General features: G+C 71.9%; 25 protein-coding genes. 9 read left to right on the top strand and 16 right to left on the bottom strand.

Annotated elements, in window-relative coordinates; all coding sequences use genetic code 11:
- Nucleotides 1-40: 40 nt before the first annotated feature.
- The 7 genes from araA to ABD901_RS06490 are packed head-to-tail and all read right to left on the bottom strand — an operon-like array spanning nt 41 to nt 8,319.
- Complete coding sequence (araA, locus tag ABD901_RS06520) at nt 41-1,522, bottom strand: L-arabinose isomerase (protein WP_345122290.1); 1,482 nt, start codon at nt 1,520-1,522, stop codon at nt 41-43.
- Complete coding sequence (locus tag ABD901_RS06515; RefSeq protein WP_345122288.1) at nt 1,519-2,184, bottom strand: L-ribulose-5-phosphate 4-epimerase; 666 nt, start codon at nt 2,182-2,184, stop codon at nt 1,519-1,521. Before ABD901_RS06515 ends, araA begins: the two co-directional genes overlap by 4 nt.
- Nucleotides 2,181-3,800 carry a ribulokinase gene (locus tag ABD901_RS06510; RefSeq protein ID WP_345122286.1) on the bottom strand — a complete coding sequence of 540 codons (1,620 nt, stop codon included), beginning with the start codon at nt 3,798-3,800 and terminating at the stop codon, nt 2,181-2,183. Before ABD901_RS06510 ends, ABD901_RS06515 begins: the two co-directional genes overlap by 4 nt.
- Nucleotides 3,797-4,768, bottom strand: a complete 972-nt coding sequence (gene yjfF, locus ABD901_RS06505; RefSeq protein WP_345122284.1) for a galactofuranose ABC transporter, permease protein YjfF — start codon at nt 4,766-4,768, stop codon at nt 3,797-3,799. The genes ABD901_RS06510 and yjfF overlap by 4 nt, the downstream gene beginning before the upstream one ends.
- Nucleotides 4,765-5,790: an ABC transporter permease gene (locus ABD901_RS06500; protein WP_345122282.1), complete on the bottom strand. Its 1,026-nt coding sequence runs from the start codon at nt 5,788-5,790 to the stop codon at nt 4,765-4,767. Before ABD901_RS06500 ends, yjfF begins: the two co-directional genes overlap by 4 nt.
- On the bottom strand, nt 5,787-7,289 hold the full coding sequence (locus ABD901_RS06495; protein ID WP_345122280.1) for a sugar ABC transporter ATP-binding protein: 1,503 nt from the start codon (nt 7,287-7,289) through the stop codon (nt 5,787-5,789). The genes ABD901_RS06500 and ABD901_RS06495 overlap by 4 nt, the downstream gene beginning before the upstream one ends.
- Nucleotides 7,290-7,320: 31 nt before the next feature.
- Nucleotides 7,321-8,319: an ABC transporter substrate-binding protein gene (locus tag ABD901_RS06490; RefSeq protein ID WP_345122278.1), complete on the bottom strand. Its 999-nt coding sequence runs from the start codon at nt 8,317-8,319 to the stop codon at nt 7,321-7,323.
- Between the two features lie 300 nt (nt 8,320-8,619).
- On the opposite strand from ABD901_RS06490, the gene ABD901_RS06485 reads away from it, so the two are divergent.
- Entirely contained in the window at nt 8,620-9,606 is a 987-nt protein-coding gene (locus ABD901_RS06485; protein WP_425556661.1) for a LacI family DNA-binding transcriptional regulator, read from the top strand.
- A gap of 426 nt (nt 9,607-10,032) precedes the next feature.
- On the opposite strand, the gene ABD901_RS06480 is transcribed toward ABD901_RS06485, so the two are convergent.
- Nucleotides 10,033-11,070 (bottom strand): LacI family DNA-binding transcriptional regulator, encoded by a 1,038-nt coding sequence (locus ABD901_RS06480; protein ID WP_345122274.1) that lies wholly within the window; start codon nt 11,068-11,070, stop codon nt 10,033-10,035.
- A 443-nt stretch (nt 11,071-11,513) separates the two neighbouring features.
- Here ABD901_RS06480 and ABD901_RS06475 point away from each other — a divergent pair, with 443 nt between their 5' ends.
- Nucleotides 11,514-11,684, top strand: a complete 171-nt coding sequence (locus ABD901_RS06475) for a hypothetical protein (RefSeq protein ID WP_345122272.1) — start codon at nt 11,514-11,516, stop codon at nt 11,682-11,684.
- Nucleotides 11,685-11,895: 211 nt separating this feature from the next.
- Here the strand turns inward: ABD901_RS06475 and ABD901_RS06470 are convergent, their stop codons facing one another.
- Nucleotides 11,896-12,402, bottom strand: coding sequence for a DinB family protein (locus ABD901_RS06470; RefSeq protein ID WP_345122270.1), 507 nt, complete (start codon nt 12,400-12,402; stop codon nt 11,896-11,898).
- Nucleotides 12,403-12,528: 126 nt separating this feature from the next.
- Complete coding sequence (locus ABD901_RS06465) at nt 12,529-13,128, bottom strand: hypothetical protein (protein ID WP_345122268.1); 600 nt, start codon at nt 13,126-13,128, stop codon at nt 12,529-12,531.
- 101 nt (nt 13,129-13,229) lie between these two features.
- Here ABD901_RS06465 and ABD901_RS06460 point away from each other — a divergent pair, with 101 nt between their 5' ends.
- Nucleotides 13,230-14,045: an SAM-dependent methyltransferase gene (locus ABD901_RS06460; RefSeq protein WP_345122266.1), complete on the top strand. Its 816-nt coding sequence runs from the start codon at nt 13,230-13,232 to the stop codon at nt 14,043-14,045.
- Between the two features lie 86 nt (nt 14,046-14,131).
- Here the strand turns inward: ABD901_RS06460 and ABD901_RS06455 are convergent, their stop codons facing one another.
- Nucleotides 14,132-14,539 (bottom strand): hypothetical protein, encoded by a 408-nt coding sequence (locus tag ABD901_RS06455; RefSeq protein ID WP_345122264.1) that lies wholly within the window; start codon nt 14,537-14,539, stop codon nt 14,132-14,134.
- Between ABD901_RS06455 and ABD901_RS06450 the strand changes: the two genes are divergently transcribed.
- On the top strand, nt 14,507-16,525 hold the full coding sequence (locus ABD901_RS06450) for an EAL domain-containing protein (protein ID WP_345122262.1): 2,019 nt from the start codon (nt 14,507-14,509) through the stop codon (nt 16,523-16,525). The two genes, ABD901_RS06455 and ABD901_RS06450, sit on opposite strands and share 33 nt — an antisense overlap.
- Here the strand turns inward: ABD901_RS06450 and ABD901_RS06445 are convergent.
- Entirely contained in the window at nt 16,522-17,265 is a 744-nt protein-coding gene (locus ABD901_RS06445) for an alpha/beta fold hydrolase (protein WP_345122260.1), read from the bottom strand. The two genes, ABD901_RS06450 and ABD901_RS06445, sit on opposite strands and share 4 nt — an antisense overlap.
- Nucleotides 17,266-17,317: 52 nt before the next feature.
- Here ABD901_RS06445 and ABD901_RS06440 point away from each other — a divergent pair, with 52 nt between their 5' ends.
- Genes ABD901_RS06440 through ABD901_RS06430 form a run of 3 tightly spaced genes read left to right on the top strand, consistent with a single transcriptional unit; the run spans nt 17,318 to nt 21,058 of the window.
- A complete protein-coding gene (locus ABD901_RS06440; RefSeq protein ID WP_345122258.1) occupies nt 17,318-18,997 on the top strand; it encodes a GMC family oxidoreductase N-terminal domain-containing protein in 1,680 nt (559 codons plus the stop codon).
- Nucleotides 18,990-19,616 (top strand): TetR/AcrR family transcriptional regulator, encoded by a 627-nt coding sequence (locus tag ABD901_RS06435; RefSeq protein ID WP_345122256.1) that lies wholly within the window; start codon nt 18,990-18,992, stop codon nt 19,614-19,616. Before ABD901_RS06440 ends, ABD901_RS06435 begins: the two co-directional genes overlap by 8 nt.
- A 5-nt stretch (nt 19,617-19,621) precedes the next feature.
- Entirely contained in the window at nt 19,622-21,058 is a 1,437-nt protein-coding gene (locus ABD901_RS06430) for a flavin-containing monooxygenase (RefSeq protein ID WP_345122254.1), read from the top strand.
- Here ABD901_RS06430 and ABD901_RS06425 read toward each other — a convergent pair.
- From ABD901_RS06425 to ABD901_RS06415, 3 genes are read right to left on the bottom strand one after another with little or no spacing between them, the layout of a single operon-like run.
- Nucleotides 21,005-21,607, bottom strand: a complete 603-nt coding sequence (locus ABD901_RS06425; protein ID WP_345122252.1) for an acetoacetate decarboxylase family protein — start codon at nt 21,605-21,607, stop codon at nt 21,005-21,007. The two genes, ABD901_RS06430 and ABD901_RS06425, sit on opposite strands and share 54 nt — an antisense overlap.
- Before the next feature lie 42 nt (nt 21,608-21,649).
- Nucleotides 21,650-22,852, bottom strand: coding sequence for a D-alanyl-D-alanine carboxypeptidase family protein (locus tag ABD901_RS06420; RefSeq protein WP_345122250.1), 1,203 nt, complete (start codon nt 22,850-22,852; stop codon nt 21,650-21,652).
- Between the two features lie 27 nt (nt 22,853-22,879).
- Nucleotides 22,880-23,689, bottom strand: coding sequence for a class I SAM-dependent methyltransferase (locus ABD901_RS06415; protein ID WP_345122248.1), 810 nt, complete (start codon nt 23,687-23,689; stop codon nt 22,880-22,882).
- Nucleotides 23,690-23,736: 47 nt separating this feature from the next.
- On the opposite strand from ABD901_RS06415, the gene ABD901_RS06410 reads away from it, so the two are divergent.
- Nucleotides 23,737-24,306: a helix-turn-helix domain-containing protein gene (locus tag ABD901_RS06410; RefSeq protein ID WP_345122246.1), complete on the top strand. Its 570-nt coding sequence runs from the start codon at nt 23,737-23,739 to the stop codon at nt 24,304-24,306.
- Between the two features lie 65 nt (nt 24,307-24,371).
- Here ABD901_RS06410 and ABD901_RS06405 read toward each other — a convergent pair whose 3' ends face one another.
- On the bottom strand, nt 24,372-25,316 hold the full coding sequence (locus ABD901_RS06405; RefSeq protein WP_345122244.1) for a hypothetical protein: 945 nt from the start codon (nt 25,314-25,316) through the stop codon (nt 24,372-24,374).
- Here ABD901_RS06405 and ABD901_RS06400 point away from each other — a divergent pair.
- On the top strand, nt 25,287-25,922 hold the full coding sequence (locus tag ABD901_RS06400) for a DinB family protein (protein ID WP_345122242.1): 636 nt from the start codon (nt 25,287-25,289) through the stop codon (nt 25,920-25,922). The two genes, ABD901_RS06405 and ABD901_RS06400, sit on opposite strands and share 30 nt — an antisense overlap.
- The last annotated feature ends 125 nt before the right edge of the window (nt 25,923-26,047 follow it).

Here is a 26,047-nt window from a genome sequence, read left to right as displayed (position 1 = left end):
ACGAGCGGCCCGGCCACATCTCAAGGACCAGCGAGCAGCGTCAGAAGCCGCGCGCCAGGCGGTAGTAGGCCGCGTTCCAGCGGACCTCCTTCGCGAACTGGCGCGTCGTCGTCGACGAGTCGATGACCAGCAGCTCGGTGGAGACCATCTCGGCGAGGTCCTGCAGCTCCTCGACCCCGACCGCCTGCGACAGCACCGTGTGGTGCGGGCCGCCGGCGGTCAGCCACGACTCGGCCGAAGTCGACAGGTCGGGGGCGGGCTTCCACACGGCACGGGCGACCGGGAGCTTCGGCAGCGGCTGGGTCGGCGCGACGATGTCGATCTCGTTGGCGACCAGGCGGAAACGCTCGCCCAGGTCGGCCAGGCCGAGGACCACGGCCGGCCCCGGTGCGGCGTCGAAGACGAGCCGCACCGGGTCCTCCCGGCCACCGATGCCGAGCGGGTGAATTTCGCACGACGGGGTGTCCGCCGCGATCGACGGGCACACCTCCAGCATGTGGGCGCCGAGGATGACCTCCTGGCCGGGCGTGAGGTCGTACGTGTAGTCCTCCATGAACGACGTCCCGCCGCCCGGGGCCATCGCCTTCAGGGTGCGCACGAGGACGGAGGTCTTCCAGTCGCCCTCGCCGCCGAAGCCGTAGCCGTCGGCCATGAGGCGCTGCACCGCGAGGCCGGGCAGCTGGCGCAGGCCGCCGAGGTCCTCGAAGTTCGTGGTGAACGCCTTGTACCCGCCGGCCTCGAGGAACGAGCGCAGGCCGAGCTCGATGCGGGCGGCGTAGCGCAGGGAATCGGCGCGCTCGCCGAGCAGGGCCGCGGAGACGCGGTACGTGTCGGCGTACTCCTTGACGAGCTTGTCCACGTCGGCGTCCAGGGCAGCATCCACGGCGGCGACGAGGTCGTTGACGCCGTAGGTGTTGACCGACACGCCGAAGCGCAGCTGGGCCTCGACCTTGTCGCCCTCGGTGACGGCGACGTCGCGCATGTTGTCGCCGAAGCGGACCAGGCGCAGGGAGCGCATCGCAGCGTACCCGGCGGCGGCGCGCGACCAGGCGCCGATGCGCTGCAGCACCTTCGGGTCGCTGACGTGGCCGGCGACGGTCTTGCGGGCCACGCCGAGGCGGGACTGGATGTAGCCGAACTCGCGGTCGCCGTGCGCGGCCTGGTTGAGGTTCATGAAGTCCATGTCGATCTCGGCCCACGGCAGGGCCACGTTCGACTGGGTGTGCAGGTGCAGCAGCGGCGTGCGCAGCGCGTCGAGGCCGGAGATCCACATCTTCGCCGGCGAGAACGTGTGCATCCACGCGATCACGCCGACGACGTTCGGGTCGCTGCCGGCCTCCAGGCACACCCGCAGGATGTCCGCCGCCGAGGTCAGCACGGGCTTCCACACGACGCGCTGGCCGATGTCCGGCGCCTCGTCCAGCGCGGCGGCGATCTCGCGCGACTGCGACGCCACCTGCTCCAGGGTCTCGGGTCCGTACAGACCCTGGCTGCCGGTCAGGAACCAAACCTCTTGCGTCATCGTGCGCCCTTCTGGCCGTAGACGTTCTGGTAGCGGTCGTGCAGGGAATCGACGGCCTGCGAGGGGAGTCGTTCCACGGGTCCGAGCTGGCGGGCGAGGTGCATGGTGCGGGCCACGTCCTCGCACATGACGGCCGCCTTCACGGCGGCCTTCGCGGTGGCGCCGATCGTGAACGGACCGTGCTGGCGCATCAGCACCGCGGGCGAGCGGTGCCCGGCGAGGGTCTCCACGATGCCCCGGCCGATGGCGTCGGAGCCGATGAGCGCGAACGGCCCGACCGGGATGTCCCCGCCGAACTCGTCGGCCATCGCGGTGATCGAGCACGGGATCGGCTCGCCGCGGGCGGCCCAGGCCGTCGCGTACGGGCTGTGCGTGTGCACCACGCCGCCGATGTGCGGCATGTGCGCGTAGACGTAGCCGTGCGCCTCGGTGTCCGACGACGGCGCGTGGTGGCCGTCGACCAGCCGGCCGGAGAAGTCGGCGACGACCATCGCCTCCGGGCTCAGGTCCTCGTACGAGACGCCGGACGGCTTGATGACCAGCAGGTCCTCCCCCGGCACCCGCGCCGAGACGTTGCCCGCCGTCCAGGCGACCAGGCCCCAGCGGATCAGCTCCCGGTGCAGGTCGCAGACCTCCACCCGGAGCTTCTCGATGACACTCACCGGGAGACCTCCTCGCGCAGCGCGCGCAGACGGTGCAGCACGTCGTTGGTGCCGCGGCCGAAGTAGTCGTGCAGGGTCACGTACTCCGCGTAGAGGCGGTCGTAGACGTCGGCGGCCGCAGGGTCCGGCGTGTACACGTTGCGCTCGACCCTGCCCATCGCCTCCGCCGCGGCCCGGATGTCCGGGTAGGCGCCGGCGGCGACCGCGGCGTGCATGGCGGAGCCGAGCGCGGGGCCCTGCTCCGAGCCGATGACCGAGATCGGCCGGCGCAGCACGTCGGCGTAGATCTGCATGAGGAACCGGTTCTTGAGCAGCCCACCGGCCGCGATGAACTCGACGACCGGCACGCCCGAGGTCTCGAGGGCCTCGATGATGGTCCGGGTGCCGAAGGCCGTCGCCTCGATCAGCGCGCGGTACACGTCCTCGGGCCGGGTCGCCAGGGTCTGTCCGACGACGACGCCGGACAGGCCGTGGTCGACGAGGACCGAGCGGTTGCCGTTGTGCCAGTCCAGGGCCACCAGGCCGTGCTCGCCGGGCCGCTGTGCGGCGGCGCGCCGGGTGAGCTCGTCGTGCGTCAGGCCGCCGGACAGCAGCGTCTCGACGTACCACGCGAAAATGTCGCCGACGCCGGACTGGCCGGCCTCGAAGCCCCACAGGCCGGGGATGATGCCGTCCTGCACGACGCCGCACATGCCGGGCACGTCGGCGAGCTCGGCGCCGCTCATCACGTGGCAGGTCGAGGTGCCCATGATGGCCACCAGCTGCCCGGGCTCGACCGCCTTGGCGGCGGGCGCCGTGACGTGCGCGTCGACGTTGCCCACCGCGACCGCGATGCCGGCCGGCAGACCGGTCCAGCCGGCCGCCTCCTCGGTGAGCGAGCCGGCCCGCCCGCCCAGCGGCGACAGCGGACCGTCCACCTTGGACACCCAGTCGCCGAAGGACGGGTGCAGCGCCTCGAGGTAGGCCTTGGACGGGTACGAGCCGTCCTGGAAGACGCCCTTGTACCCGGCCGTGCACGCATTGCGGGTCTCCACGCCCGCCAGCTGCCAGACGATCCAGTCCGCCGCCTCGATGAACCGCTCGGCGCGTGCGTAGACGTCCGGGGCCTCCTCGAGCACCTGCAACGCCTTCGCGAGCTGCCACTCGGAGGAGAGCTTCCCGCCGTACCGCTGGATCCAAGGCTCGCTGCGGGCGGCCGCGAGTGCGTTGATCCGGTCGGCCTGTCCCTGCGCCGCGTGGTGTTTCCACAGCTTCGGGTAGGCGTGCGGAACGCGGACGAGGTCGGGCAGCGAACACAGCGGCGTGCCGTCGGCGAGCACCGGCAGGAACGTGCACGCGGTGAAGTCGGTGGCGATGCCCACGACCGCGGCAGGGTCCACGCCGGCCGCGGCGAGGGCGGCCGGGACGGCGTGGCGCAGCACGTCGACCCAGTCCGACGGCATCTGCAGCGCCCAGTGCGGCGGCAGCGCCTCGCCGGTGGCCGGCAGCGTGCGCTCGACGGCGCCGTGCCGGTACTCGTGGACGGCCGTGCCGACCTCTTCCCCGTCGGCGACCCGCACCACCACGGCTCGCCCGGACAGGGTGCCGAAGTCGACACCGACTACGTATTGCGTCATCTGGCTCTCCGCGCGGTCTGTTTTCTGGTCACCGTCCGCTGCAGCACGATGAAGACGAACAGCAGCACGCCGATGACGATCTTGGTCCACCAGGAGCTGAGGGTGCCCTGGAACGTGATGATGGTCTGGATGAGGCCGAGCACCCCGACGCCGAGGACGGTGCCGAGCACGAAGCCGGAGCCTCCGGTGAGCACGGTGCCGCCGATGACGACCGCCGCGATCGCGTCGAGCTCCATGCCCAGGGCGTTGAGCCCGTAGCCGGAGGGGGTGTAGAAGGTCAGCAGCACGCCGCCGAGGGCGGAGCACACGCCGCTGATCGTGTAGACGGTGATCCGGGTGCGCCCGACGGGCAGGCCCATGAGCAGGGCCGACTGCTGGTTGCCGCCGAGCGCGTAGATGTTGCGACCCAGCCGGGTGTACGCCAGGACGTACGCGGCGGCCGCGACGACCACGGCGGCGATGACGACGCTCCACGAGATGTGGAAACCGCCGAAGCGCAGCTTGGCGGAGGCGACGTTGTTCCACCACTCGTTGGTGATGGGGATCGAGTCGGTGCTGATGACGTAGCAGGTGCCGCGGGCCAGGAACATGCCGGCGAGCGTGGCGATGAAGGGCTGGATGTCGAAGAAGTGGATGATGCAGCCCATGCCCAGGCCGATCAGCCCGCCGACGGCGAGCACCACCACGAGTACCAGTGCGGGATTGAGGCCCTTCTCCAGCAGCGAGGCGGCGATCATCGTGGTGAGTGCCACGACGGCGCCCACCGACAGGTCGATGCCGCCGGTCAGGATCACGAACGTCATGCCGACCGCGACGACGAGCAGGAACCCGTTGTCGATGAAGATGTTCAGCACGATCTGCGTGTCGTCGAAGCCCTCGTAGCGCAGGACGCCGGCACCGTACATGATGCACAGCAGGATGGCGGTCGCCATCGCCGGTTTGCGCAGCCAGTTCGCGGCGAGCGTCATGCGCGCACCTGCACCTTCTCGTCGGCCGGCGCGGCCGCCACGACCGTCCGGCTGCGCTGGAACATGGCCCGGAACTTCGCCGACTGCGCCAGGCAGAGCACGATCACGACGACGGCCTTGAACAGCAGGGTCACCTCGGGCGGTACGCCGACGGTGTAGATGGTGATGTCGAGCGTCTTGATGATCACCGCGCCGAGCACCGTGCCGACGATGGAGAACCGGCCGCCGGACAGCGACGTGCCGCCGATGACCACGGCGAGGATCGCGTCGAGCTCGATGAGCAGGCCCGCGTTGTTGCCGTCGGCGCTGGAGACGTTGGAGCTGATCATCAGCCCGGCGACGCCGGCGCAGACGGCGGCGAAGACGTACACGCCCAGGATGAGCCACCGCGACTTGATGCCGGCCAGGCGCGACGCCTCGGCGTTGCCGCCGACCGCCTCCAGCAGCATGCCCAGCGCCGAACGGCGCACGAGCACCGCGGCGAGGGCGACGACCGCGCCGGCGATGAGCACGCACAGTGGCAGGCCGAGCCAGTAGCCGGCGCCGATCATCTTGTACGGCCCGCTGTTGACGGTGATGATCTGCCCGTCGGTGATGAGCTGGGCGAGGCCGCGGCCGGCGACCATGAGGATCAGGGTGGCGATGATCGGCTGGATGCCGATCGTGGCCACCAGGAAGCCGTTCCACACGCCGAGCACCAGCGACAGCGCGAGGGCCAGGCCGACGGCGACGAGCACGCCGGCGACGCTGCCCTGGTCGGACAGGCCGCTGATGTGCAGGCAGGCCAGGGCGCCGGCGATGGCGACGACGGCGCCGACGGACAGGTCGATGCCGCCGGTGGCGATGACGAGGGTCATGCCGAGCGCGACGAGCGCGAGCGGGGCGGAGGAGCGCAGGATGTCCACGATGGACCCGTAGAGGTGCCCGCCGCGCATCTCGATGCTGAAGAAGCTGTGCGAGAAGAAGACGTTGGTGATGAGCAGGGCGACGAGCACGCCGACGGGCCAGACGAAACGCTTCATGCGGTACCGCCTCCCTCGGCGATGGCGGCCATGAGCCGGTCGGTGTCGACGTCGTCGGTGTTGGGCAGCTCCGCCACGACGCGCCGGTCCCGCAGGACGGCGATCTTGTGGCTCAGCCGCAGCACCTCCTCCAGCTCGGCGGAGATGAACAGCACCGCCATGCCGCCGTCGGAGAGCTCGGTGACCAGGCGCTGGATCTCGGTCTTGGCGCCGATGTCGATGCCGCGGGTGGGCTCGTCGAGGATCAGCAGCCGCGGCTCGGTGATGAGCCAGCGGGCCAGGAGCACCTTCTGCTGGTTGCCGCCGCTGAGGTTGCGCACGGGCAGCTCGGGGTTGGCCGGGCGGATGTCGAGGGCCTTGACGTACTTCTCGACGAGCTCGTCCTGGCGGCGGCGCGACAGCGGGCGGGACCAGCCGCGGGCGGCCTGCAGGGCGAGCACGATGTTCTCCCGCACCGACAGCTCCTCGATGAGGCCCTCGGTGCGGCGGTTCTCCGAGCAGAAGGCGATGTCGTGCTGCATCGCGGTGCGCGGGCCGTGCATGGCCACGGGCTTGCCGTCGATGCTGACCCGCCCGCTGTCGGCCTTGTCCGCGCCGAAGAAGAGCCTTGCCGCTTCGGTACGCCCAGAGCCCAGCAGTCCCGCCAGCCCGACGACCTCGCCCTTGTGGATGGTGAGGCTGAACGGTGCGATGGAGCCGCTGCGCCCGAGCTCCTCGGCCTGCACGACCGGCTCGGCGTTGTCCAGGCGGCGCTTGGGCTGGTCCTCGAGGCGTTCCAGCAGCGCCAGCTCCTTGCCGATCATGAGGCTGACCAGCTCCAGCTGCGGCAGCTCGGCGACGACGTGCTCGCCGACGAGCCGGCCGTTGCGCAGGATCGTCATGCGGTCGCAGATCTCGTACACCTGGTCCAGGAAGTGCGAGACGAACAGGATCGCGATGCCCTGCTCCTTGAGCTGGCGCATGACCCGGAACAGCTGGGCCACCTCACCGGCGTCGAGGCTGGAGGTCGGCTCGTCCAGGACGAGGACCTTCGCCTCGACGTCGATGGCGCGCGCGATGGCCACCAGCTGCTGCACCGCGATCGAGTACTCCGACAGCGGCGCCGAGACGTCGATGTCGAGCTCGAGGCGGTGCAGCAGCGCCGCGGCCCGCCGGCGCATCTCGCCCCAGCGGATGTGGCCGAACGTGCGGGGCTCCCGGCCGATGAAGACGTTCTCGGCGACCGAGAGGTTGGGGCAGAGGTTGACCTCCTGATAGACCGTGCTGATGCCGGCCTGGGTGGCCTGCAGCGGCCCGGAGAACCGCACCGGGGTGCCGTCGAGGACGATCTCGCCCGCGTCGTTGCTGTAGACACCCGTGAGCACCTTGATCAGGGTGGACTTCCCGGCGCCGTTCTCGCCCATGAGGGCGTGGACCTCGCCTGGCAACAGGCGGAAGTCCACGTCCTGCAGGGCCATGACACCCGGGAACTGCTTGGTGATGCCGGTCATGGTCAGCATGGTTTGTCAGACTCTCGAGTCAGGCTCTCGTCTAGTACTTGCGGTCCGGGAGGGCGGCCTTCGCCTGCTCCGGCGTGAACTCGCTCTCCACGGTGAGGATGCGCGGCTCCACCGTCTCGCCCTTGACGACCTTCTTCGCCAGGTCCATCAGCTGAGGGCCAAGCAGCGGGCTGCACTCGACGATGTGGTTGATCTTGCCGGCGGCCAGGGCGGTCATACCGTCCTTGACCGCGTCCACCGTGATGATCTTGATGTCGGTGCCGGGCTTCTTGCCGGCCGCCTCGATCGCTTCGATGGCGCCCAGGCCCATGTCGTCGTTGTGCGCGTAGAGCACGTCGATCTTCGGGTTGGCCTTCAGGAAGGCCTCCATGACCTCCTTGCCCTTGGCCCGCGTGAAGTCACCGGTCTGCGACGCGATGATCTTCAGGTTGGGGCTGCCCTTGATCGCGTCGGCGAAGCCCGACTTGCGGTCGTTGGCCGGCGCGGAACCCGTCGTGCCCTCCAGCACGACGATGTTCACCGGATCGGTCTTGCCCTGGTACTCCTTGACCAGCCACTCGCCGGCCTTCTTGCCCTCGAGCACGAAGTCCGAGCCGAGGAAGGTCTTGTACAGCGTGGTGTCCTTGGAGTCGACCGCACGGTCGGTCAGGATGACCGGGATCTTCGCGTCCTTGGCCTCCTTGAGCACCGTGTCCCAGCCGGACTCCACGACCGGCGAGAACGCGATGACGTCGACCTTCTGCGCGATGAAGCTGCGGATCGCCTTGATCTGGTTCTCCTGCTTCTGCTGCGCGTCGGAGAACTTGAGCTCGATACCGGCGGCCGCCGCAGCGTCCTGGACCGACTTGGTGTTGGCCGTGCGCCAGCCACTCTCGGCACCGACCTGCGCGAAGCCCATGACGATCTTGCCGTCACCCTTGGGGGTGCTGCCGCTGCCGGCGGAGTCGCCGCTCTTCTCCCCGCCACAGGCGCCCAGGGCGCCGACGAGGAGCACACCGCCGAGGACGGCGGCGGACCATCTTTTGAGCACTGCGTCTTCCCTTCGCGTAGCGTTAACGTTCACATCTACGAGCGGATGGCCACACGCCTGGGGTGTTTGGCGGTGACCTGGCCGCGCTTGTGGCCCGAATGCATTGGCCGTCGCGGTTGTATTTCGAGAGTGTTAGCGTTCTCATCCCGGGCGTCAAGTAGCACCGGTCGGAAAGTTGCCGGAAGGAGACACTCCGTGGCTGCAGTCATCGGACCGGACCGCGGTCGCCCCGGGCCGGTCGCGCACGCCGGCGGCGGGCCCGGCCTGGACGCGGTCGAACCCCCGCTGCGCAAGGTCGGCATGCGCGACGTCGCACGCCTCGCCGGCGTGTCGCACCAGACGGTGTCCCGGGTCCTCAACGACCTGCCGAATGTGAGCGCATCAACCCGCGAGCGCGTCCTGGACGCCGTCCGCGTGCTCAACTACCGCCGCAACATGGCCGCGCGCACCCTCGTGACCAGCCGCTCGCGCACCATCGGCCTGATCGGCTTCGAGACCACCCTCGCGGGCCCCGCCTCGATGATCTACGGCATCGAGAAGGCCGCCCGCGAGGCCGGCTACTACGTCAGCATCGCCACGATCCGCTCCCTCGAGCGCCACGCCGTCCTCGACGCCGTCGAGCAGCTGTGCGCCCAGGCGGTCGAGGGCATCATCGCGATCGCCCCGAAGAACTCGGTCGCCGACGCCCTGACCCAGGTCCCGCTCGGCACCCCGGCCGTCGGCGTCGGCGGCGCCGACGACGGCTTCGTCCCCATGCTGCGCGTCGACAACGTCCGCGGCGCGTGCCTGGCCACGAGCCATCTGCTGGAACTGGGCCACGGAACCGTCCACCACATCCCGGGCCCGGCCGACTGGCCGGAGGCCCGGGACCGCATCGACGGCTGGCGCCAGACCCTGCACGCCGCCGGCGCCCCCGTCCCCCCGATCGAGCCCGGCGACTGGAGCGCCCGTTCGGGCTACCTGCGCGGCCAGCGCCTGGCCGCCGACTCCCGCGTGACGGCGGTCTTCTGCGGCAACGACCACATCGCGTTGGGCGTGCTGCGCGCCTTCCACGAGGCCGGCCGCCCGGTACCCGGCCGGGTCAGCGTCGTCGGCTTCGACGACACGCCCGAGTCCGGATACTTCCTGCCGCCCCTGACGACGATCCACCAGGACTTCGCGGAGCTGGGCCGGCGCAGCGTGGACCTACTGGTGTCACAGCTGGCCGGCTCGCCGACCCCGGAGGTGGGCCCGGTCCACCTGTCACCGCACCTGGTCGTCCGCGCCTCGGCCAACTCCGCCCCGTGAGACCGCGCTTTCTATCCGCAATCTAACTCACGCGGGAGACCGCCGCCCCAGATGAGCGCGCACCACTCGCAGAGCGCGGCAGCGCCGCAGCGTGCGCTCCAGCGCCGTCGCCAGCATTTTCTCTCCACGATGATGCGTTTTCGACCCCGCCTCGGGCCGGTTTTCCATGATCGGGTCCGCGTGTTGTCGGTGGCGGACGGCCCGGACCACTGACGGCCGCCCCGCTGGCACGGAGGGCTCCCGGCGACCACCGTGGACCGCGCGCGACCGAAGCCGCAGGTCGTTGCCGTAACGGCGAACCTCGAGGCGCCGCAACCAGGACCGGACGTGACAGGCAACCGTCGGGGCCGGCCCGCTCAGTTCTCCTCCACGCTAGCCCATGCCACCAAATCACCGGCGCAGGCGGCTACCCGGCGTGAAAAGGCGTCACGCAGAGCGAGGAGGTGCAGAGCTGCGGCGCAGGATCAGGGTCGGCTCCACGCGTGGATCGGGAGACGGGCGGTCGGGGCCCTCGCGCAGATCGGCCTCGATCACGCGCAGCAGCGCGGCGATGCAGCGGCGGCCGACCTCGTCGAAGTCCTGGCGGATCGTGGTCAGGGGCGGCGACAGGAACTCGGCCTCGGGGATGTCGTCGAAGCCGACGATGCTCACGTCGTCCGGGACGCGGATGCCGCGCTCGTGGAAGGCGCGCATCATGCCCAGAGCCATCTGGTCGTTGCCGGCGAAGACCGCCGTCACGTCGTCGCGCGCGGCGAGCTCCAGGCCGGCGGTGTAGCCGGAACGGGCGCTCCAGTCGCCGGTCATCAGCGGCGGGGCGGGCAGGCCGGCCTCCTCCAGCGTGAGGCGCCAGCCCTCGATGCGGCCGTGCGTCTCGAGCCAGTCGCGAGGGCCGGAGAGGTGCCAGACCTTGCGGTGGCCGAGCTCGAGCAGGTGCTGCACCGCCATGCGCGCGCCGGTGACCTGGTCGACGGAGATGGCGGGGACCTCGCCGCCGACGTCGGACTCGACCGCCACCGCGGCCATGCCCAGCGGCATGTTGTGCAGGGCGGCGGCCGCGGCCGTCTGCGGGGCGATCACCACGACGCCGGCCACGGACTGGTCGGCCAGAGCCGAGAGGGCCGAGACCATGCCGGTGTGGTCGACGCGCTCCAGGGTCACGATGCTGACGCCGTAGCCGGCCGCGCGGGCGGCGCGTTCGATGCCGAGCAGGGTGGAGGCCGGGCCGTAGAGGATGGTGTCGAAGGAGACGACGCCGACGACGCGGGAGCGGCGGCCGGCCAGGCCGCGAGCCATCGCGTTGGGGCGGTAGTTCAGCTGGCGCACGGCCTCGAGGACGCGCTCGCGCGTTGCGGGGCTGACGCTGGGGTGGTCGTTGAGGACCCGGGACACCGTCTGGTGTGAAACACCGGCGAGCCTCGCCACGTCGTTCATGACGGCGGCCCGGTTGTGGCTGGTTGCGCGCATGTCCCTCCCCCCGCAGTTGATGTTAGCGCTGCCACGATAAGCCCGTACTTGCGGCATGGCGTGGTCCCGGTCACGCAAAATGCCCGTTCGGCTGACCCAGGGACGGAAAACCTTTCCCCGAAGGCCGAAAGCCGAACGGCACCCAACGCAACGCAACGCAATACAACAACAATCAGGCCCGCAATCGGCCCTCCGCGGAAAACAGCGACACGGCGTCGGCGTACTTGGCGTCCGGGTCGAACAGATTGGACTCGTGCGGGCCGAGGGCGCGGTCGGCGCAGGGCTCGGGCACGACCGCGGGACTCGTCGCTGTGCCGCACACCGCTGAACGCCACCGGGCGGCCCGCGCGGCGCGCCGCCTCGATGGTCGACGGGCAGCACTGCCGGGCGCGGGCCCCAGCCGAGGCGGCGCGCGAGGCCGGGCCGGGCGCAGTCGTGGTCCAATGTGGACATCAGACGGTGCCCGCCGCGCGGACGCGGTCGAGCGTGGCGTCGTCCAAGCCGAGCAACCCGCCGTAACCCGCCTGATCGCCGACCGGCACTTCGGCATCCTGGTCGCCTGCCTCCGCAACGACGACCTCAGCACCTCACCCGGCAACGATCACCAGCACTGAACCTGCACCGAGCGCGCCGACCGCCCACCAGGTGCTCGCCGTGCCCTGCCTCGCGCGGAGCGCGGAGCGGCCGCGGCGGAGCGCGGAGCCGGCCGGCGGCGCGGCCTCGCGTGGAACGGCCTCGCGCGGAGCACGGAGCGCGGAGCGGGCCGGCGGCGCGCCGCGTGTCGCGGTGTCAGGGCCGCCGAGCATCGACCCCCGTCAGAGCCCGTCAGAGCCCGACGACGCCGTCGAGCCGCTCGCGAAGCAGATCGGCGTGGCCGTTGTGCCGCGCGTACTCCTCCAGCAGATGCATCAACACCCACCGCAAGGAAACGGGACCCTCGCCGGGCTCGTCCCCCGCCACGTCGAGATCGCGCGCCTCGTCGACGAACCGCTCGCCGAACTCGACCTCCCGCCGCCAGGCCGCCCAGGCCTCGTCCACGGTCCGCTCATCGGCCCGCGCCACGTCGAACGCCCCGTCGCCGGCGTACAGCCCTTCGAACGGCTCCCCGGCCATCACCGTGCGGAACCAGAACCGCTCGGTCTCCGCCGCATGCCGTACGAGCCCGAGCAGCGACAATCCCGAGGGGCTCAACACTCGGTCCGCCAGCTGCGCGGCTGTGAGCCCCGCGCACTTGACCCGCAGCGTCTCCCGGTGCCAGCCCAGGAACGCCACGAGCGTCGTGCGTTCGTCAGCCGTCGGCGGGCGCCGGACCCGCGAATCGGCAGCGCTCACGGCCGGTGTGTCCGTATCCATCCCGCCATCCTCCGTCCCATCGCCGGCCTGCACGTCACCGACACTCCATCAGCCGCCATGACCGCTCTCGGTGCCCGGCCTTCGAGGGCTCCCGGTGTCGGTGGGTCAGGCCGGGGTGAGTTGGGCCGTCACGTGCTGGCGCAGGTCCTCCGGGACGTTGCGGTCGTGCATGGCCCGCTCGATCAGCGCGCGATCGGGGGTGTGGGTGCGCATATGCGCCAGCAGAGGGGTGTAGCGGTCGGGGCGGTTGCGGACCAGTTCCGAGACCAGGCGGAGCTCCAGGCGCACCGCGGGCACGGTGTGGCGGTCCAGTGGGACCTCGACGTAGTGGGTCCACGGGCCGGTGCCAATGCACTCCAGCGTGTCGGCCGAGGTGGGGTGCTCGACCGTGCTGGCGCCTACCTCGTAGCCCTCCAGGTCGAAATGGGTGAAGTACTGGGCCGCGGCGGGGAGCCACTCCGGCGGGGACAGGCAGCGATAGGACGACAGCGCGGCGGCGAAGCGGTCGACGTCGGCGCGGTGGTGCATCAGGATGTCGATGTCGCCCGTTGGCAGGGGCACGCCCTGTGCCAGGGCGGCCGCGGTGCCCACCAGGCGGTATTCGAAGCCTTGCGCCCGCGGGTCCAGGAGGTCGAGCAGCAGGGTCAGGATGCGCCGCAGGTCGGCCGGGTCGCGGAATGGTGTCAGGGCCCCGTTGTGGTTCATGGGCGTGATTCTGCTCTGGGGGTACGACAGTTTTCGGGGGCAGCCCGGGGGAACCGCGTCGATGTATCGTCGATCGGGCGAACTGACGACGGGAGGGTGCGGTGGGACTGCCGGAGTGGGTGCCGGACGGGGTCGACATCACCACGCCGAACGCGGCGCGGGTCTACGACTACACGCTCGGCGGGTTTCACAACTTCCAGGTCGACCGCGAGTTCGCCGAGGCGGCGCAGCGGGCGTGGCCGGGGATCTTCCAGCTTGCGCACGCCAACCGGGCCTACCTGGGGCGGGCCGTGCAGTGGCTGGCCGACCAAGGGGTGCGGCAGTTCCTCGACATCGGGTCCGGGATTCCGACGCTCGGCAACGTCCACGAAGTCGCGCAGGCCACCGTGCCGGGCGCCCGGGTCATGTATGTCGACATCGACCCTGTCGCCGTCGCGCACAGCCGGCACATCCTGGCTGGCAACCCGCACGCCAGCGCGATCAGCGGGGACCTGCGGCGGCCCGATGAGATTCTCTCGCATCCCGAGGTGCTCGCGCTGCTCGACTTCTCCGAGCCGGTCGCGCTGCTGCTCATGGCGGTGCTGCACTTCGTGCCGGACGAGGACTCGCCCGGTGACATGATCAAGCGGTTCGACGAGGCCACGGTGTCGGGCAGCTACGTCGCGCTGTCGCACGGGATTCCGGCCGAGGTGCAGGCCGACGCGCAGAATCAGGTGCGGACGTTGTACCAGCGTACGCCGACGTCGGTGCACCTGCGCACGCCGGAGCGGGTTTCGGCGCTGGTCGACGGGTGGAGCCTGGTGCCGCCTGGGTTGGTGCCGATCACCGGCTGGCGGCCGGATCCGGACGACGACGAGGCTCCGCAGCCGGCGGTGCTCGCCGCCGTCGCCCGCAAAGGGACACCGGATCGTCCGTGATGCGGCGGTAGTACTGGATTCGCCGGGGCGCGGCCCGTCATAATCACTTGTTGGAGACAAGCAATTCTCGGCTCCGGTTTAGTGCGTCATGTCCTGGAAAGGGTCGCCCACATGACGAAGCCCGGCCTTGCCATGTCCAGATCAGCAAGCTCCACCGGATCGACGTGCGGCGCGATGCCGCACGCGCTGGCCGCGGGTGGCCGCGGGTGATCCAGGAAGGCGACGGCCGGGCGGACACAGGCCGGCATGGCGAGGTCGACGAACGGACCACAGCGTTTGCCGTAACGCAACGCGACGAGGTCGACGAGCCGGCGTTCGCGGCCACGCAACGCGACGAGGTCGACGAGCCGGCGTTCGCCATCACGCAACGCGACGAGGTCGACGAGCCGGCGTTCGCCGGCACGCAGCACGGCGAGGTCGACGAGCGAATCGTGGCGTTTGCCATCACGCAACGCGGGGAGATGAACGAGCCCGCGTTCGCTGCCATGCAGCACGGCGAGGGCGACGAGCGGATCGCGGCGTTCGCCGTCACGTGGGAACGGACGCTGCCCGCCGGGACGAGCTTCGTGCGCGGCGGCCGGGCACGGCGCCGGCAGCTGCTCGAAGGGTTCGCCGCGCGGCTCGTCGCCGCGGTGCGAGCGGCCGAGTTCGACCGGCGGGACGGCTACCGGGTCGGGCAGGACATGGTGCTCGAGGCGCTCGCCGATCCGAAGATCCTCCTGGCCAGCTCCCAGCTGCTGCGCGAACAGCTGCTCGGCGCCGTCGGGCTGCGCGACGCGCGGGCCGCGAGCCGGCTCACCGAGCTGCTCGACGAGCTTGCGCACGGGTTCGCCACGGCGATGCGGACGCAGGTGTGGGTGGCCGCGGAGTCGCTGGGGCGCGGCGAGCGGACGGCGTGGCGGGACAGGCAGCGCGACCTCGAGCGGCAGGTGCACCACGCCCTCATGCACGACCCGCTGACCGGGCTGCCGAACCGGGCGGCGCTCATCGCGATGCTGGGCGAAGGGCGGCACCACCGGGCGGCGCGGCGGGCGCTGTGCATCGTCAACCTGCGCCGCTTCGGCGCCGTCAACCAGCTGCTCGGGCACGACGCAGGCGACCGGCTGCTGGTCGGCATCGCGCAGCGGCTGGCGACGTTCGCGGCCGAGCGCGGCGACGAGCTCGCGCACCTCGGCGGGGACACGTTCGTGCTCGTCATGACGGGCGTCTCCGGGGCCGACGAGGCGGTCAAGGCCGCCGACGCGGTCCTGCGGGCGCTGCCGGCGTCGTGGCCGGTGGACGGGCACGACGTGCCGGTCTCGGGGCGGGCCGGCGTCGTGGAGAGCGCGGCGGGCGCCGCCTCGCCGGACGAGCTGCTGCGGCAGGCGTCGATGGCGCTGGACTGGGCGCGGCACGACGGCTCGGCGTGGGCGGTGTACAACTCCGGGAGGGCCACGGCGCACCTGCGCCGCCACCAGCGCGCGCACGCGCTGCCGGAGGCCTTGGCGGCGGGGGCGGTGACGGCGGCGTTCCAGCCGATCGTGCGCCTGCACGACCACGCCATCGTCGGCATGCACGCGCTGCCGCGGTGGGCGCACCCCGCGACCGGGCCGGTGCCCGAGGCGGAGCTGCTGCGCCTGGCCGAGCAGAGCGGCCTGCTGGTGCCGCTCGGCCACCGGCTGCTCGCCGAGGCGTGCGCCCGCGCCGCCCGGTGGCGGCTCGACGACACCGGGCCGCTGGACCGGGCCTCGCGGCGGCTCGGCGCCGCCGGTCCGCAGGACCGGGCCACGCGTTGGCAGGCCGGCCCCGGTGCGGTGGAAGACCCGGCGGCGCAATGGCACTGCGACGGACCGGGCGACGGGGCCACGCTCTGGCCGGGCGACGCGGCCGAGGACTGGCGCACCGGCGAGGCCGGAAAGTATCTCTGGCGCGCCGGACAGCAAGACCCGCACGACGAACGGGCCGGACGGTGGCAGCCCGGCGACGGGGCGCCGATCGTCACCCTCGACGTGGCCGAGGCGCAGCTGCGTCACCCCGACTTCGCCGACACCGTCATCGACATCCTGCGCGAAACCGGCCTCGCGCCGGGGCGGCTGCACCTGGCGGTGCCCGAGCACGCGCTGCACGACCCCACCGACGCGGCCGCGTTCGCGCTCGACGGCCTCGACCGGGCCGGGGTGCGCATCGCGGTGACGCAGGTCGGCATCGGGCACGCCAACCTGACCGCCACGCCGGTGCACAGCGTCCGGCTCGAACCGCAGCTCATCTCCGGGCTCGACCCGAACGAGCCCGCGCACCGGTCCAACCTGTCGATGGCGACGTGGCTCATCTCGATGTTCCACGACCTTTCCATCTCGGTGACCGCCACCGGCGTCGACCATCGCGGGCAGACGACGGCGCTGCAGCTGCTCGACTGCGACCATGGCCTCGGCCGGGCGCTGGGCAAACCGATGACCGCGGACGCCGCCGACATACTGTTCGGACTCCCCCAGGCCAACTAGCGTTCCGCCGGACCCTGGACGATGAGGTCCGCGCAGGTGCGGGGGTCGTCGGCGAACGGCAGGTGGCCGCAGCCGGGCAGCCGCACGTGCCTGGCCGAGGGCAGCAGGCGCTCGGCCCGGCGGGCCTGGAACGCGGGCAGGATCAGGTCCCGCGTGCCCCACGCGATGGTGACCGGGATGCCGGCGAGGGCCTCGGCGCCGGCGAAGCGATGGCGGGCGAAGGCGGCGCGGGCGACCGCGAATCCGGGCCCGTCGGCCAGATGCCGCGCGTCGGCGAGGCCGGCTTCGGGATCGACGCGCGTGGGGTGGCCGAAGAAGAGCCCGAACAGCGCGACCCGGCCGGCCGCGGTGCGCGACAGGGCGGGCAGCGCCGGGGCCAGGGCGCGGGCGCAGCCGCGGGCGGCGGTCACCGACGCCTGGCACCAGCGCCGCGACGCCGGGCCCCAGAAGCCGATCGGCGAGAACGCCGTCACCGAGCGGGCCGCGCCGCGCCGGCCGAGCTCGAGGGCGACGCCGCCGCCCATCGAGCTGCCGGCGACGTGGAACGGGCCGTCGCCCGCCAGGCGCAGCACCTCGTCGGCGAGCTCCGGCACGCTCGCGCCGGCCAGGGTCGGCACCAGGACCTCGAAGCGCTCCTCCAGGCGCGGCAGGACCGGCGCCCACACCTGCCAGCGGCTGCCGATCCCGTGCAGCAGCACGAGGAGCTCGCCGCGGCCGCCGAGATGAAGCGAGAGCGCCACGGACGGATCGTAGGTTGTTGACAGCCCGACAACAACCGGGCACCGTGCTGGCATGCCCACGGCGGAGGTCGACTACGACGTCATCATCATCGGCTCCGGCTTCGGCGGCAGCGTCTGCGCGCTGCGGCTGGCCGAGAAGGGGTACCGCGTCGGCGTCCTCGAGGCCGGGCGGCGCTTCGCCGACGAGGACTTCGCCCGCACCTCGTGGCGGCTGCGCGACTACCTGTTCGCGCCGGCCGCCGGCTGCTACGGCATCCTGCGCATGACGCTGCTGCCCGACGTGCTCGTGCTGTCCGGCGCCGGTGTCGGCGGCGGCTCGCTCGGCTACGCCAACACGCTGTACCGGCCGCCGGACGTGTTCTTCGACGACCCGCAATGGGCCGGGATCACCGACTGGAAGGACGAGCTGGGGCCGCACTACGACCGGGCGGGCCGCATGCTCGGCGTCGCCGAGAACCCGCGCACCACCGCCGCCGACGACGTGCTGCGGGCCGTGGCCGAGGACCTCGGCGTCGGGCACACCTACCGGCGCACCCCGGTCGGCGTGCTCTTCGGCGAGCGCCCCGGCGAGCCGGTGCCCGACCCGTACTTCGGCGGCGCCGGCCCGCAGCGCACCACGTGCACGTTCTGCGGCTCCTGCATGACCGGCTGCCGGGTCGGCGCGAAGAACACGACGGTGAAGAACTACCTGTACCTGGCCGAGCGCGCCGGCGCCGAGGTGCACCCGCTGACCACCGTCGTGCGCGTGACACCGCGCGCCGGCGGCGGCTACACCGTGCGGACGGTGCGCACCGGCGGCAAGGTGCGCCGCCGCCCCCGCACCTTCACGGCCACCGAGGTGGTCCTCGCCGCCGGGGCGGTCGGCACCCAGCGGCTGCTGCACCACATGCGCCGCAGCGGCGACCTGCCGCACCTCTCGGCGCGCCTCGGCGAGCTCAGCCGCACCAACTCCGAGTCCATCCTCGGCCCCCGCGCCCGGGCCCGCGACGCCGACTTCAGCCAGGGCGTGGCCATCACCTCGTCGATCCACCCGGACGCCGACACGCACATCGAGCCGGTCCGCTACGGGCCCGGCAGCAACCTGCTCGGGCTGATGGGCGCGGTCCTCGTCGGCGACACCGGCCGCACCCCGCGCTGGCTGGCGGCGATCGGCCGCACCCTCGCGAGCTGGCGGGACTGGCCGCGGCTGTTCTGGGTGCGCCGCTGGTCGCAGCAGACGATCGTGCTGCTCGCCATGCAGCCGAAGGACAACTCGATCACCGTCGGGCCGCGCCGCGGTCCCCTGGGCGGGCGCCGCCTCACCAGCCGGCCGGGGGTCGGTGAGCCGAATCCGGTGTACCTCCCGGTCGCGCACGACGTCGCCCGGCGCGTGGCGGAGAAGATCGACGGTGTGCCGCTGGGGTCGGTCACCGAGCTCGCCGGCCGGCCGGTCACCGGGCACTTCATCGGAGGCGCGGCGATCGGCGCCGACGCCGGCCGCGGCGTCATCGACCCGTACCACCGCGTCTACGGCCACCCCGGCCTGCACGTCATCGACGGGGCGGCGGTGACGGCGAACCTCGGCGTGAACCCGTCGCTGACGATCTGCGCGATGGCCGAGCGCGCCGTCGCCCTGTGGCCGAACCGCGGCGGGCCGGACCCGCGCCCGCCGCTGGGCGAACCCTACAAGCGCTGCGATCCGGTGGCGGCGCAGCGTCCCGCGGTACCGATGGAGCATGATGAGCGTGACTGAGGTCGTGGCCGAGCGGGGCCGTCGCCTGGAGCCCGACGAACGCCGGGAGCAGATCCTGTCGTGCGCCGTGCGGCTGTTCGGGCGCCGCCCCTACGCCGAGGTGTCCACAACGGACATCGCCAACGCCGCCGGCGTCGCCCGCGGCCTCATCAACCACTACTTCGGCACGAAGAAGGGCCTGTTCATCGAGGCGGTCCGGGTCCTCGTGACGATACCGGCGGTCGCGGTGGAGCAGCTGCCGGAGGGCGACCTCGCCACCCGCGTCGACGCGAGCGTCACCTGGTTCCTCGACGTGGTGTCGCGGCACAGCACGTCGTGGCTCGCCGCGGTCGACGGCGGCGGCGTGGGCCGCGACCCGGACGTGCAGCGGGTGCTCGCCGAGGCCGACGAGATCGCGGCGGAGAGCATCCTCGTCGCGGTGGGCCTGGCCGGCGTCGAGGAGCATCGCGACGAGCTGCGGGCGATGATCCGCGCCTACTGCGGGCTGGCGAAGGCGACCGCCCGGGAGTGGCTGGAGCGCGGCGCCCTGGACCGCGCGCAGGTGCACGCGCTGCTGGCCACGATGCTCATCACGCTCGTGCAGGACGTGTTCCCGAAGGCGATCGGGCGGCTGCCGTGACGCGCGTGGCCGTCATCGGGGCCGGGTTCGGCGGCATCGCCGTGGCGCACCTGCTGCGGCGGGCCGGGTTCACCGAACTGACCATCTTCGAGCGGGCCGGCGACGTCGGCGGGGTGTGGCGGGACAACACCTACCCGGGGTGCGCCTGCGACATTCCGGCGCCGCTGTACTCGTACTCGTTCGCGCTCAACCCCAACTGGTCGCAACGCTTCCCGCCGCACACCGAGATCCTCGAGTACCTGCGGCATTGCGTCGCCCGCTTCGGCCTCGAGCCGCACCTGCGGCTGGGCGCCGGCGTCGCCGAGGCGGCCTGGACGGGCACGGCGTGGCGGCTGACGCTCGAGGACGGCACGACCGACGAGTTCGACGTCCTCGTCCCAGCGACCGGGCAGCTGTCCCGGCCGGTGATCCCGTCGATCCCGGGCGCCGACGACTTCGCCGGCCTCGCCACCCACACCGCCGGCTGGGACCCGGCCATCGACGTCGCCGGCAAGCGGGTCGGGGTCATCGGCACCGGCGCCAGCGCCATCCAGCTCGTGCCCGCCATCGCCGGCGTTGCCGGCCGCATCACCGTGTTCCAGCGCACCGCGCCCTGGACGCTGCCGAAGCCGAACCGGCGCTACGGCCGCGCCCGCCGCCGGCTCAACCGCGCCCTGCCGTGGCTGATGCGCGCGTCCCGGGGCGGCACGTGGGCGCTGACCGTCGTCACCGGGCGGGCCATGACCGGCCGGCCGGTCGCCAAGCGGCTGGTGCGGGCCGTCTCCGACGTGCAGCGGTTCGTGCAGGCGCGGCGGCTGCGCTCCCGGGTCACGCCGGACTACGCGATGGGGTGCAAGCGGGTGCTGTTCACCGGCGACTGGTACCGCACGCTGCGCGCACCCCACGTCAACCTCGTCACCGACGACATCCTGCAGATCACCGGCGCCGGCGTGCACACCGTCGACGGGGCCGTGTACGACTGCGATGTTCTGGTGTACGCCACCGGCTTCGCGGCGACCGAGTTCCTCACGCCGCTTCGCGTGCTCGGGCGCGACGGGCTCCTGTTGTCCGACGCGTGGCGCGACGGGGCCTACGCGCACCTGGGGATCGCGGTGCCGGGGTTTCCGAACATGTTCCTGATGTACGGGCCGAACACGAACACGGGCAACACCTCGGTGGTGTACTTCCACGAGGCCCAGGCCCGCTACATCGTGCAGGCGGTGCAGGCGATCGCCGCGACCGGGCCCCTGGAGGTGCGGCCCTCCGTCGCGGCGGCCTTCGACGCCGAAATGCAACGGCGGCTGTCCGGCTCGGTGTGGGCGGGGTGCACGAGCTGGTACCGCACCGGCTCCGGGCGCGTCGTGACCAACTGGCCGGGGATGGCGTCGGAATACCGCGCCCGGACGGCTTTACTGCGGCACGCGGACTATGCCGAACTGCATACGGAACTCGTCCGCGACTAACGACAGCAGCGGGCGGCGGCCGGCCAGGAACGCCGGCTCCTGTATGTGCCAGCCGACCCGGGCGAGGCCGCAGCGCGCGGTGGCCCGCACCGGCGTCGTCTTCGGCGCGCCCGCGAGCTCCTGCACGACCCGGAAGCCGATCGGCAGCCTGATCTTCGGGCCCCGCATGCGCAGGTCGGCGGCGGCGAGCCCGGCCGCTTCCGCGCGGTCGTCGGACAGCTCGAACGTCGCAAGGTCCTTCGGGATGCCCCACAGCGCGCGGCCGCCGTCGCGGGAGTCTTCGCTGTCGACCCAGATGTGGGTGATCGTCACGCGCGGGCGCCAGCCCGCCCGCACCAGCACCGCGGCGAGCAGCTCGCGGTAGCTCATGTCGCCGCCCGGCCGGTAGTCGACCCAGGCCGCGCCGACCACCGCGCGCCGGCCCAGGCGCACCACCTTGATCGCGCCGGCAAGCTGTGCCGGCAGTTCGGGGACATCGGCCGCGGGCAGCAGGAACACCGACACGTACATCCGGCCGCGCAGCGACCAGGGCTCCGCCGGATAGGCCATGCCGGCACTCTACGCCTCTTGGCAGCCTGCCAACAGCGGCCGTCAACGGTGGCGGCGCCGGGCCCGCACGAACACGATGGCGGCGCCGCCGACCAGGGCCACTGCGGCCCCGCCGAGCGCCAGGGCCGGCCCGGTCGGCGTCCGCTTGCCCGGTGTCGTGGCCTTCGCGGCCGGCGCGGCGATGGCGGCCACGGCCGAGGGCGGCGGGCTGTGCAGCTCGGCCGCCTCGGCCGGCGTGACGAGATGTCCGACGCTGCTGCCGGCGGGCCGCGCAAACCCCCAGTCGAGCAGCAGCGTGCTCTGCTTCCACGCCCGGGCCGGGACGATCTCGGCGCCCATGATGGTGACGACGAGCCGCCGCCCGTTGCGCTGCGCGCCGCCGACGTAGGTGTGGCGGGCCTCGTCGGTGAACCCGGTCTTGCCGCCGATCGCGCCCGGATACTCGGTCAGCAGCTTGTTCTCGTTCTGGATCTGGAAGCCCTTGGGGTCCTTCGGCGGCTGGGCGGGCCACTGGAAGACGGGCATGGTGTCGTACTTGAGGAACTCCGGCCGGTCGAAGTCCTCACGGGCGATGAGCGCGAGATCGTAGGCGCTGGTGAGCTGGTCGGGCCCGTCGAGCCCGGACGGCGTGACCGCGTGGGTGTCGTCGGCCCCGAGCCGGTGCGCCTCGGCGTTCATCGCCGCGATCGTCGCGGGCACCCCGCCGTCGCCGCCCGCGACCCGCGCCAGGGCGTTGGCGGTGTCGTTGCCGGACTGCAGCAGCAGCCCGTACCACAGCGTGGAGACGGGATAGTGCCCGCCGACGATCATCCCGACGGCCGAGCTGTCGGACGGCAGGTCCAGGTCCGCGTCCGTGGCCTCGACGACGAGGTTGGGGTCGAGCTTTGGCAGCACGGTCGCGGCGAGCAGCAGCTTCTGCACGCTGGCCGGCCGCCGCGGCAGGTGCGGCGCGCATGCCCCGAGCACCTCGCCGGTGTCGAGGTCGGCCACCACCCACGACATCGCCGACAGCGTCGGCGGCGCGGGCGCCCCGTCGGGCACCGCGAGCCCGCGGGTCGCCAGCCGCTCCCCGCCGATGACGGGCTTGCTCGGATCCCGTTCCGGCGACGGCGGCGTGGGCGGGATGGCGGCGATCGACGCATACGGGCACGGCACGTCGGCGGGCGCCGACGGCTCGCGCACCGGCACGGGAAACACCGCCAGCACCGCGGTCATCGCGGCCCCCAGCAGGCTCCAGTCTCCCATGCCGGGAGCCTACCCAGCCCGCAACGGTCAGGCCTGCCGGACCGCGATCCACCCGAGCCGCTCGGCGCGGACCGTGAGGCCGGTGCGGTGCGCCGCGAGCCTTGCCATGTCCTCGTCCGGCAGGTCGCCGCTGTCGCGCATCCGCTCGAACGTGGCGCGCGCGTACTGCGCGGTCGCCTCCTGGTCCGGGTCCGTCAGGTGCGCCGTGAACCGCCGCGCGTCCCGCACCTCGAACCCGGCCGCGGCGAGGGCCGCCCCCCAGTCGTCGCCCATGTGCGGCATGTCGACGGCGCGCCGGCGGGCCATGGCCTCGTGGCAGCGCTCCTCGACCTCGGCGTCGGCCGTGTCGGCCAGGAATCGCGGAAACCCCTCGATCTCCAGCAGGGCGAGCACCCCGCCCGGCGGCAGCGCATCGTGGATGGCCCGCAGCACCTTGGCGGGGTCCGCCATGTGATGCATGGAGTTGGACGCCCACACGAGATCCGGTTTCGGTACATCGTGAGGCCAGCCATGGTCGAGATCCCCCACGACCGTTCGCACCCTGTCCTGCCCGGCCGCGTGCTCGTCGAGCCGGTGCAGCATCTCGTCGGAGCTGTCGACGGCCACGACGTGCGCGTCCGGGAAGTGCGCCAGCAGCTGGAACGTGCCGGCCCCGGTCCCCGCCCCGATGTCGACGATGACCTTGGCGTCCGGTACGTGCCCCTTCACCCACGACACGATCTCGGCATGGAACTCGCGCAGGACGACGGCATCGAGGTCGAGCATCTCGGCCAGCCCGCCGTGATGCTGATGCTGGTTGTCGTGGTGAGGATGGTGGTGATGATGGTCCGCGTGCATGCTCTTACTGTAGGCACGCCTTGCTCCTATCGCATACTATCTTGCGTATGACGCAAGACGGCGACCTGGACGCTCTGGTCCGCAAACGCATCCGCGGCCTGCGCGCGGCATTGGGCATGTCATTGGACGACCTGGCGGCGGCGTGCTTCATGAGCCCGTCGACGCTGAGCCGGATCGAGACCGGCCACCGCCGCATCAGCCTGGACCAGCTGACGGCGATCGCGCGCGCTCTGGGCACAACCCTGGACCAGCTGGTCGAGTCCGCCGACGCCGACGTGGTGATCCGCCCGAAGCACGAGCCCGACCGCGGCATCACCACCTGGACCCTGCGCCACGAGGCCGGCCCCGGCGGCACGACGGTGGCGAAGATGCGCATCGAGCGCCCCGTGCCGTCGCCCGATCAGCTGCGCGCCCACCCCGGCTGGGAGTGGTTCACGGTCCTCTCGGGCACGATCGCACTCATGCTCGGCGAACGCCTGATCCTGATCGAGGCGGGCGAGGCGGCGGAGTTCTCCACGATGGTGCCGCACGCGTTCGGCGCCCACGAGGGCCCGGCCGAAATCCTCGGCATCTTCGACCACGACGGCAGGCGCACGCACCTGCGTCGCCTGCCGTAGCGCGGTCTCACGCTCCGCAGGGGTTCGGGTCCCATGCGGTCCACCAGTGGCTTGGCCTTCGATACTCAGGACATCTCTGTTGTGCTGCCAGCCGCCGGCGATCCGCCGGGATCGTCGCGGAAGGTCAGCCCGGCCGCACCCATCGCGGCTCGAAGATGGCGCAGGGCGTAGGGCCCGACTCCATGGAGTGCCTGCACCTCGGCCTCGCTGAGTTCGGCAACCTGTTCGAGGCTGGCCACGCCGTGCGAGGTGAGCGCACGGGTCGCGGCTGCACCCAGATGTGGCAGCGGGATGCCCGGCACCGGCACCGGCCGGTCGGGGACCGGACGGCGATGCCCCTCCTGGTCCAGGACGGCGGCGCCGCGCGCCGAGAGCCGGTACCCGATGTCGAGCGATTCGGTCAGGCCGCGCTCCTTCAGCTTGCGCACGTTCTGTTTGAACGCCGGGGTGTCACGCCCCAACCGTTGTGCGAGGTCGGGTGCTCGGGTCGCCGGCAGTTCGTCGATCAGCAGCAGCGTCGCCCGGGTCCAAGGCCCGGCCGGTGAGGCGCGGTCAAGCCGATCGAGCCACGCGACGATCTCGTCGATCTCCGCAGCGTCGGGCACTGATTCCCGCAACGCGTGCCGCGGGTCCACGCCCGCGTACCGCAACCCGATCCGATACACCGGCCGATCGGGGTGCAGGCGGTCCAGCCCCTGCCGGAGCGCGGCCAGCGACACCGCGCCGGCCCGGCGGGCGTCTGCGGCGGACAACGAGCTCACCGCCACGCGGTCGACTGACGTGACCTCGATCAGTCCGACTGCGGTACGCATCCGAGTACCGACCCTGACACGAGGCCGTTCCCAGCGGCGGAACGCCACCTCGACCTCGCCGGCACGGATCGCCGCCAGTTCTGCGGGACGCATCTGCATATCCCAGTTCAACACATGCAGCGGCTGGTGCGGACCCTGCCAGGAGGTGGATGGTCCATGGTCCTCGGTGTGGAGCTGCTGCTGCACGGGCGGCGGCACGAGCAAGTGTCCGCGCCCATGCCATGTGCCCGTACGAGATCCGCCGATATGCGGTATACCGGCAGTGTGTCGAACGCGTTTGTGCAGAGCATGGCCCACAACTTCGAACAGGCGCTGCGGCTGATGGAGACGGCGCTGACCGACTGCCCCGACGAGCTGTGGCAGACGGACCTGTGGCCCGACGAGGCGCCTACGGCTCCGACGCCGCACGGGGGATTGCACGGCTCGGCTCCCTGGTTCCTCGGCTACCACGCGCTGAATACGCTCGACTATGACCTGGCCGGCGAGTTCGAGCCGTGGGCACCGCCACAACCGTTTGACGACAACACCTACGGCTTCCCCAACCGCAAGTTCACGAAGCCCGAGCTTCTCGGGTACGTCGACTGGTGCCGCGTACGCGTACGCCAGACCCTTGACGGCCTCACCGAGGAGATGGCCGCTCGGCCACTTCCAAGCGCCCATCGATACCACGGAATGCTGTTCGCGGTGATTGTCGGCAGCATGCCGCTGCACGTCGTTGAGCACGCCTCCCAGATCCGTCAGTTCCTCACCGCCGCGGGCGTCACAGTGCAACCCATGCCCGGTGACCGTGGGTACACGGGTTGACTGAACACGCGCTCATTGGCATGAATGTGCACCGACTCGCGAGATCGGCCGCGGCTGTTCAGCATCGCACGTGTGTCGGATGCTGGTTCAGCATCCGCCGTACGTCATGGCCGGTATGCCAGAGG

Origin of the sequence: Dactylosporangium darangshiense (assembly GCF_039537565.1) — a bacterium.
GTDB lineage: Bacteria > Actinomycetota > Actinomycetes > Mycobacteriales > Micromonosporaceae > Dactylosporangium > Dactylosporangium darangshiense.
Note: the sequence above shows the minus strand (reverse complement) of the source record. Positions and strands in the feature narration are given on the sequence as shown.

Bases quoted from the DNA above. Each gene is read 5' to 3' on its own strand.
- araA (WP_345122290.1), bottom strand. From the start codon at position 1,522: ATGACGCAAGAGGTTTGGTTCCTGACCGGCAGCCAGGGTCTGTACGGA.
- ABD901_RS06510 (WP_345122286.1), bottom strand. From the start codon at position 3,800: ATGACGCAATACGTAGTCGGTGTCGACTTCGGCACCCTGTCCGGGCGA.
- yjfF (WP_345122284.1), bottom strand. From the start codon at position 4,768: ATGACGCTCGCCGCGAACTGGCTGCGCAAACCGGCGATGGCGACCGCC.
- ABD901_RS06500 (WP_345122282.1), bottom strand. From the start codon at position 5,790: ATGAAGCGTTTCGTCTGGCCCGTCGGCGTGCTCGTCGCCCTGCTCATC.
- ABD901_RS06495 (WP_345122280.1), bottom strand. From the start codon at position 7,289: ATGCTGACCATGACCGGCATCACCAAGCAGTTCCCGGGTGTCATGGCC.
- ABD901_RS06485 (WP_425556661.1), top strand. From the start codon at position 8,620: ATGCGCGACGTCGCACGCCTCGCCGGCGTGTCGCACCAGACGGTGTCC.
- ABD901_RS06480 (WP_345122274.1), bottom strand. From the start codon at position 11,070: ATGCGCGCAACCAGCCACAACCGGGCCGCCGTCATGAACGACGTGGCG.
- ABD901_RS06475 (WP_345122272.1), top strand. From the start codon at position 11,514: ATGTGGACATCAGACGGTGCCCGCCGCGCGGACGCGGTCGAGCGTGGC.
- ABD901_RS06465 (WP_345122268.1), bottom strand. From the start codon at position 13,128: ATGAACCACAACGGGGCCCTGACACCATTCCGCGACCCGGCCGACCTG.
- ABD901_RS06450 (WP_345122262.1), top strand. From the start codon at position 14,507: ATGAACGAGCCCGCGTTCGCTGCCATGCAGCACGGCGAGGGCGACGAG.
- ABD901_RS06440 (WP_345122258.1), top strand. From the start codon at position 17,318: ATGCCCACGGCGGAGGTCGACTACGACGTCATCATCATCGGCTCCGGC.
- ABD901_RS06425 (WP_345122252.1), bottom strand. From the start codon at position 21,607: ATGGCCTATCCGGCGGAGCCCTGGTCGCTGCGCGGCCGGATGTACGTG.
- ABD901_RS06420 (WP_345122250.1), bottom strand. From the start codon at position 22,852: ATGGGAGACTGGAGCCTGCTGGGGGCCGCGATGACCGCGGTGCTGGCG.
- ABD901_RS06415 (WP_345122248.1), bottom strand. From the start codon at position 23,689: ATGCACGCGGACCATCATCACCACCATCCTCACCACGACAACCAGCAT.
- ABD901_RS06410 (WP_345122246.1), top strand. From the start codon at position 23,737: ATGACGCAAGACGGCGACCTGGACGCTCTGGTCCGCAAACGCATCCGC.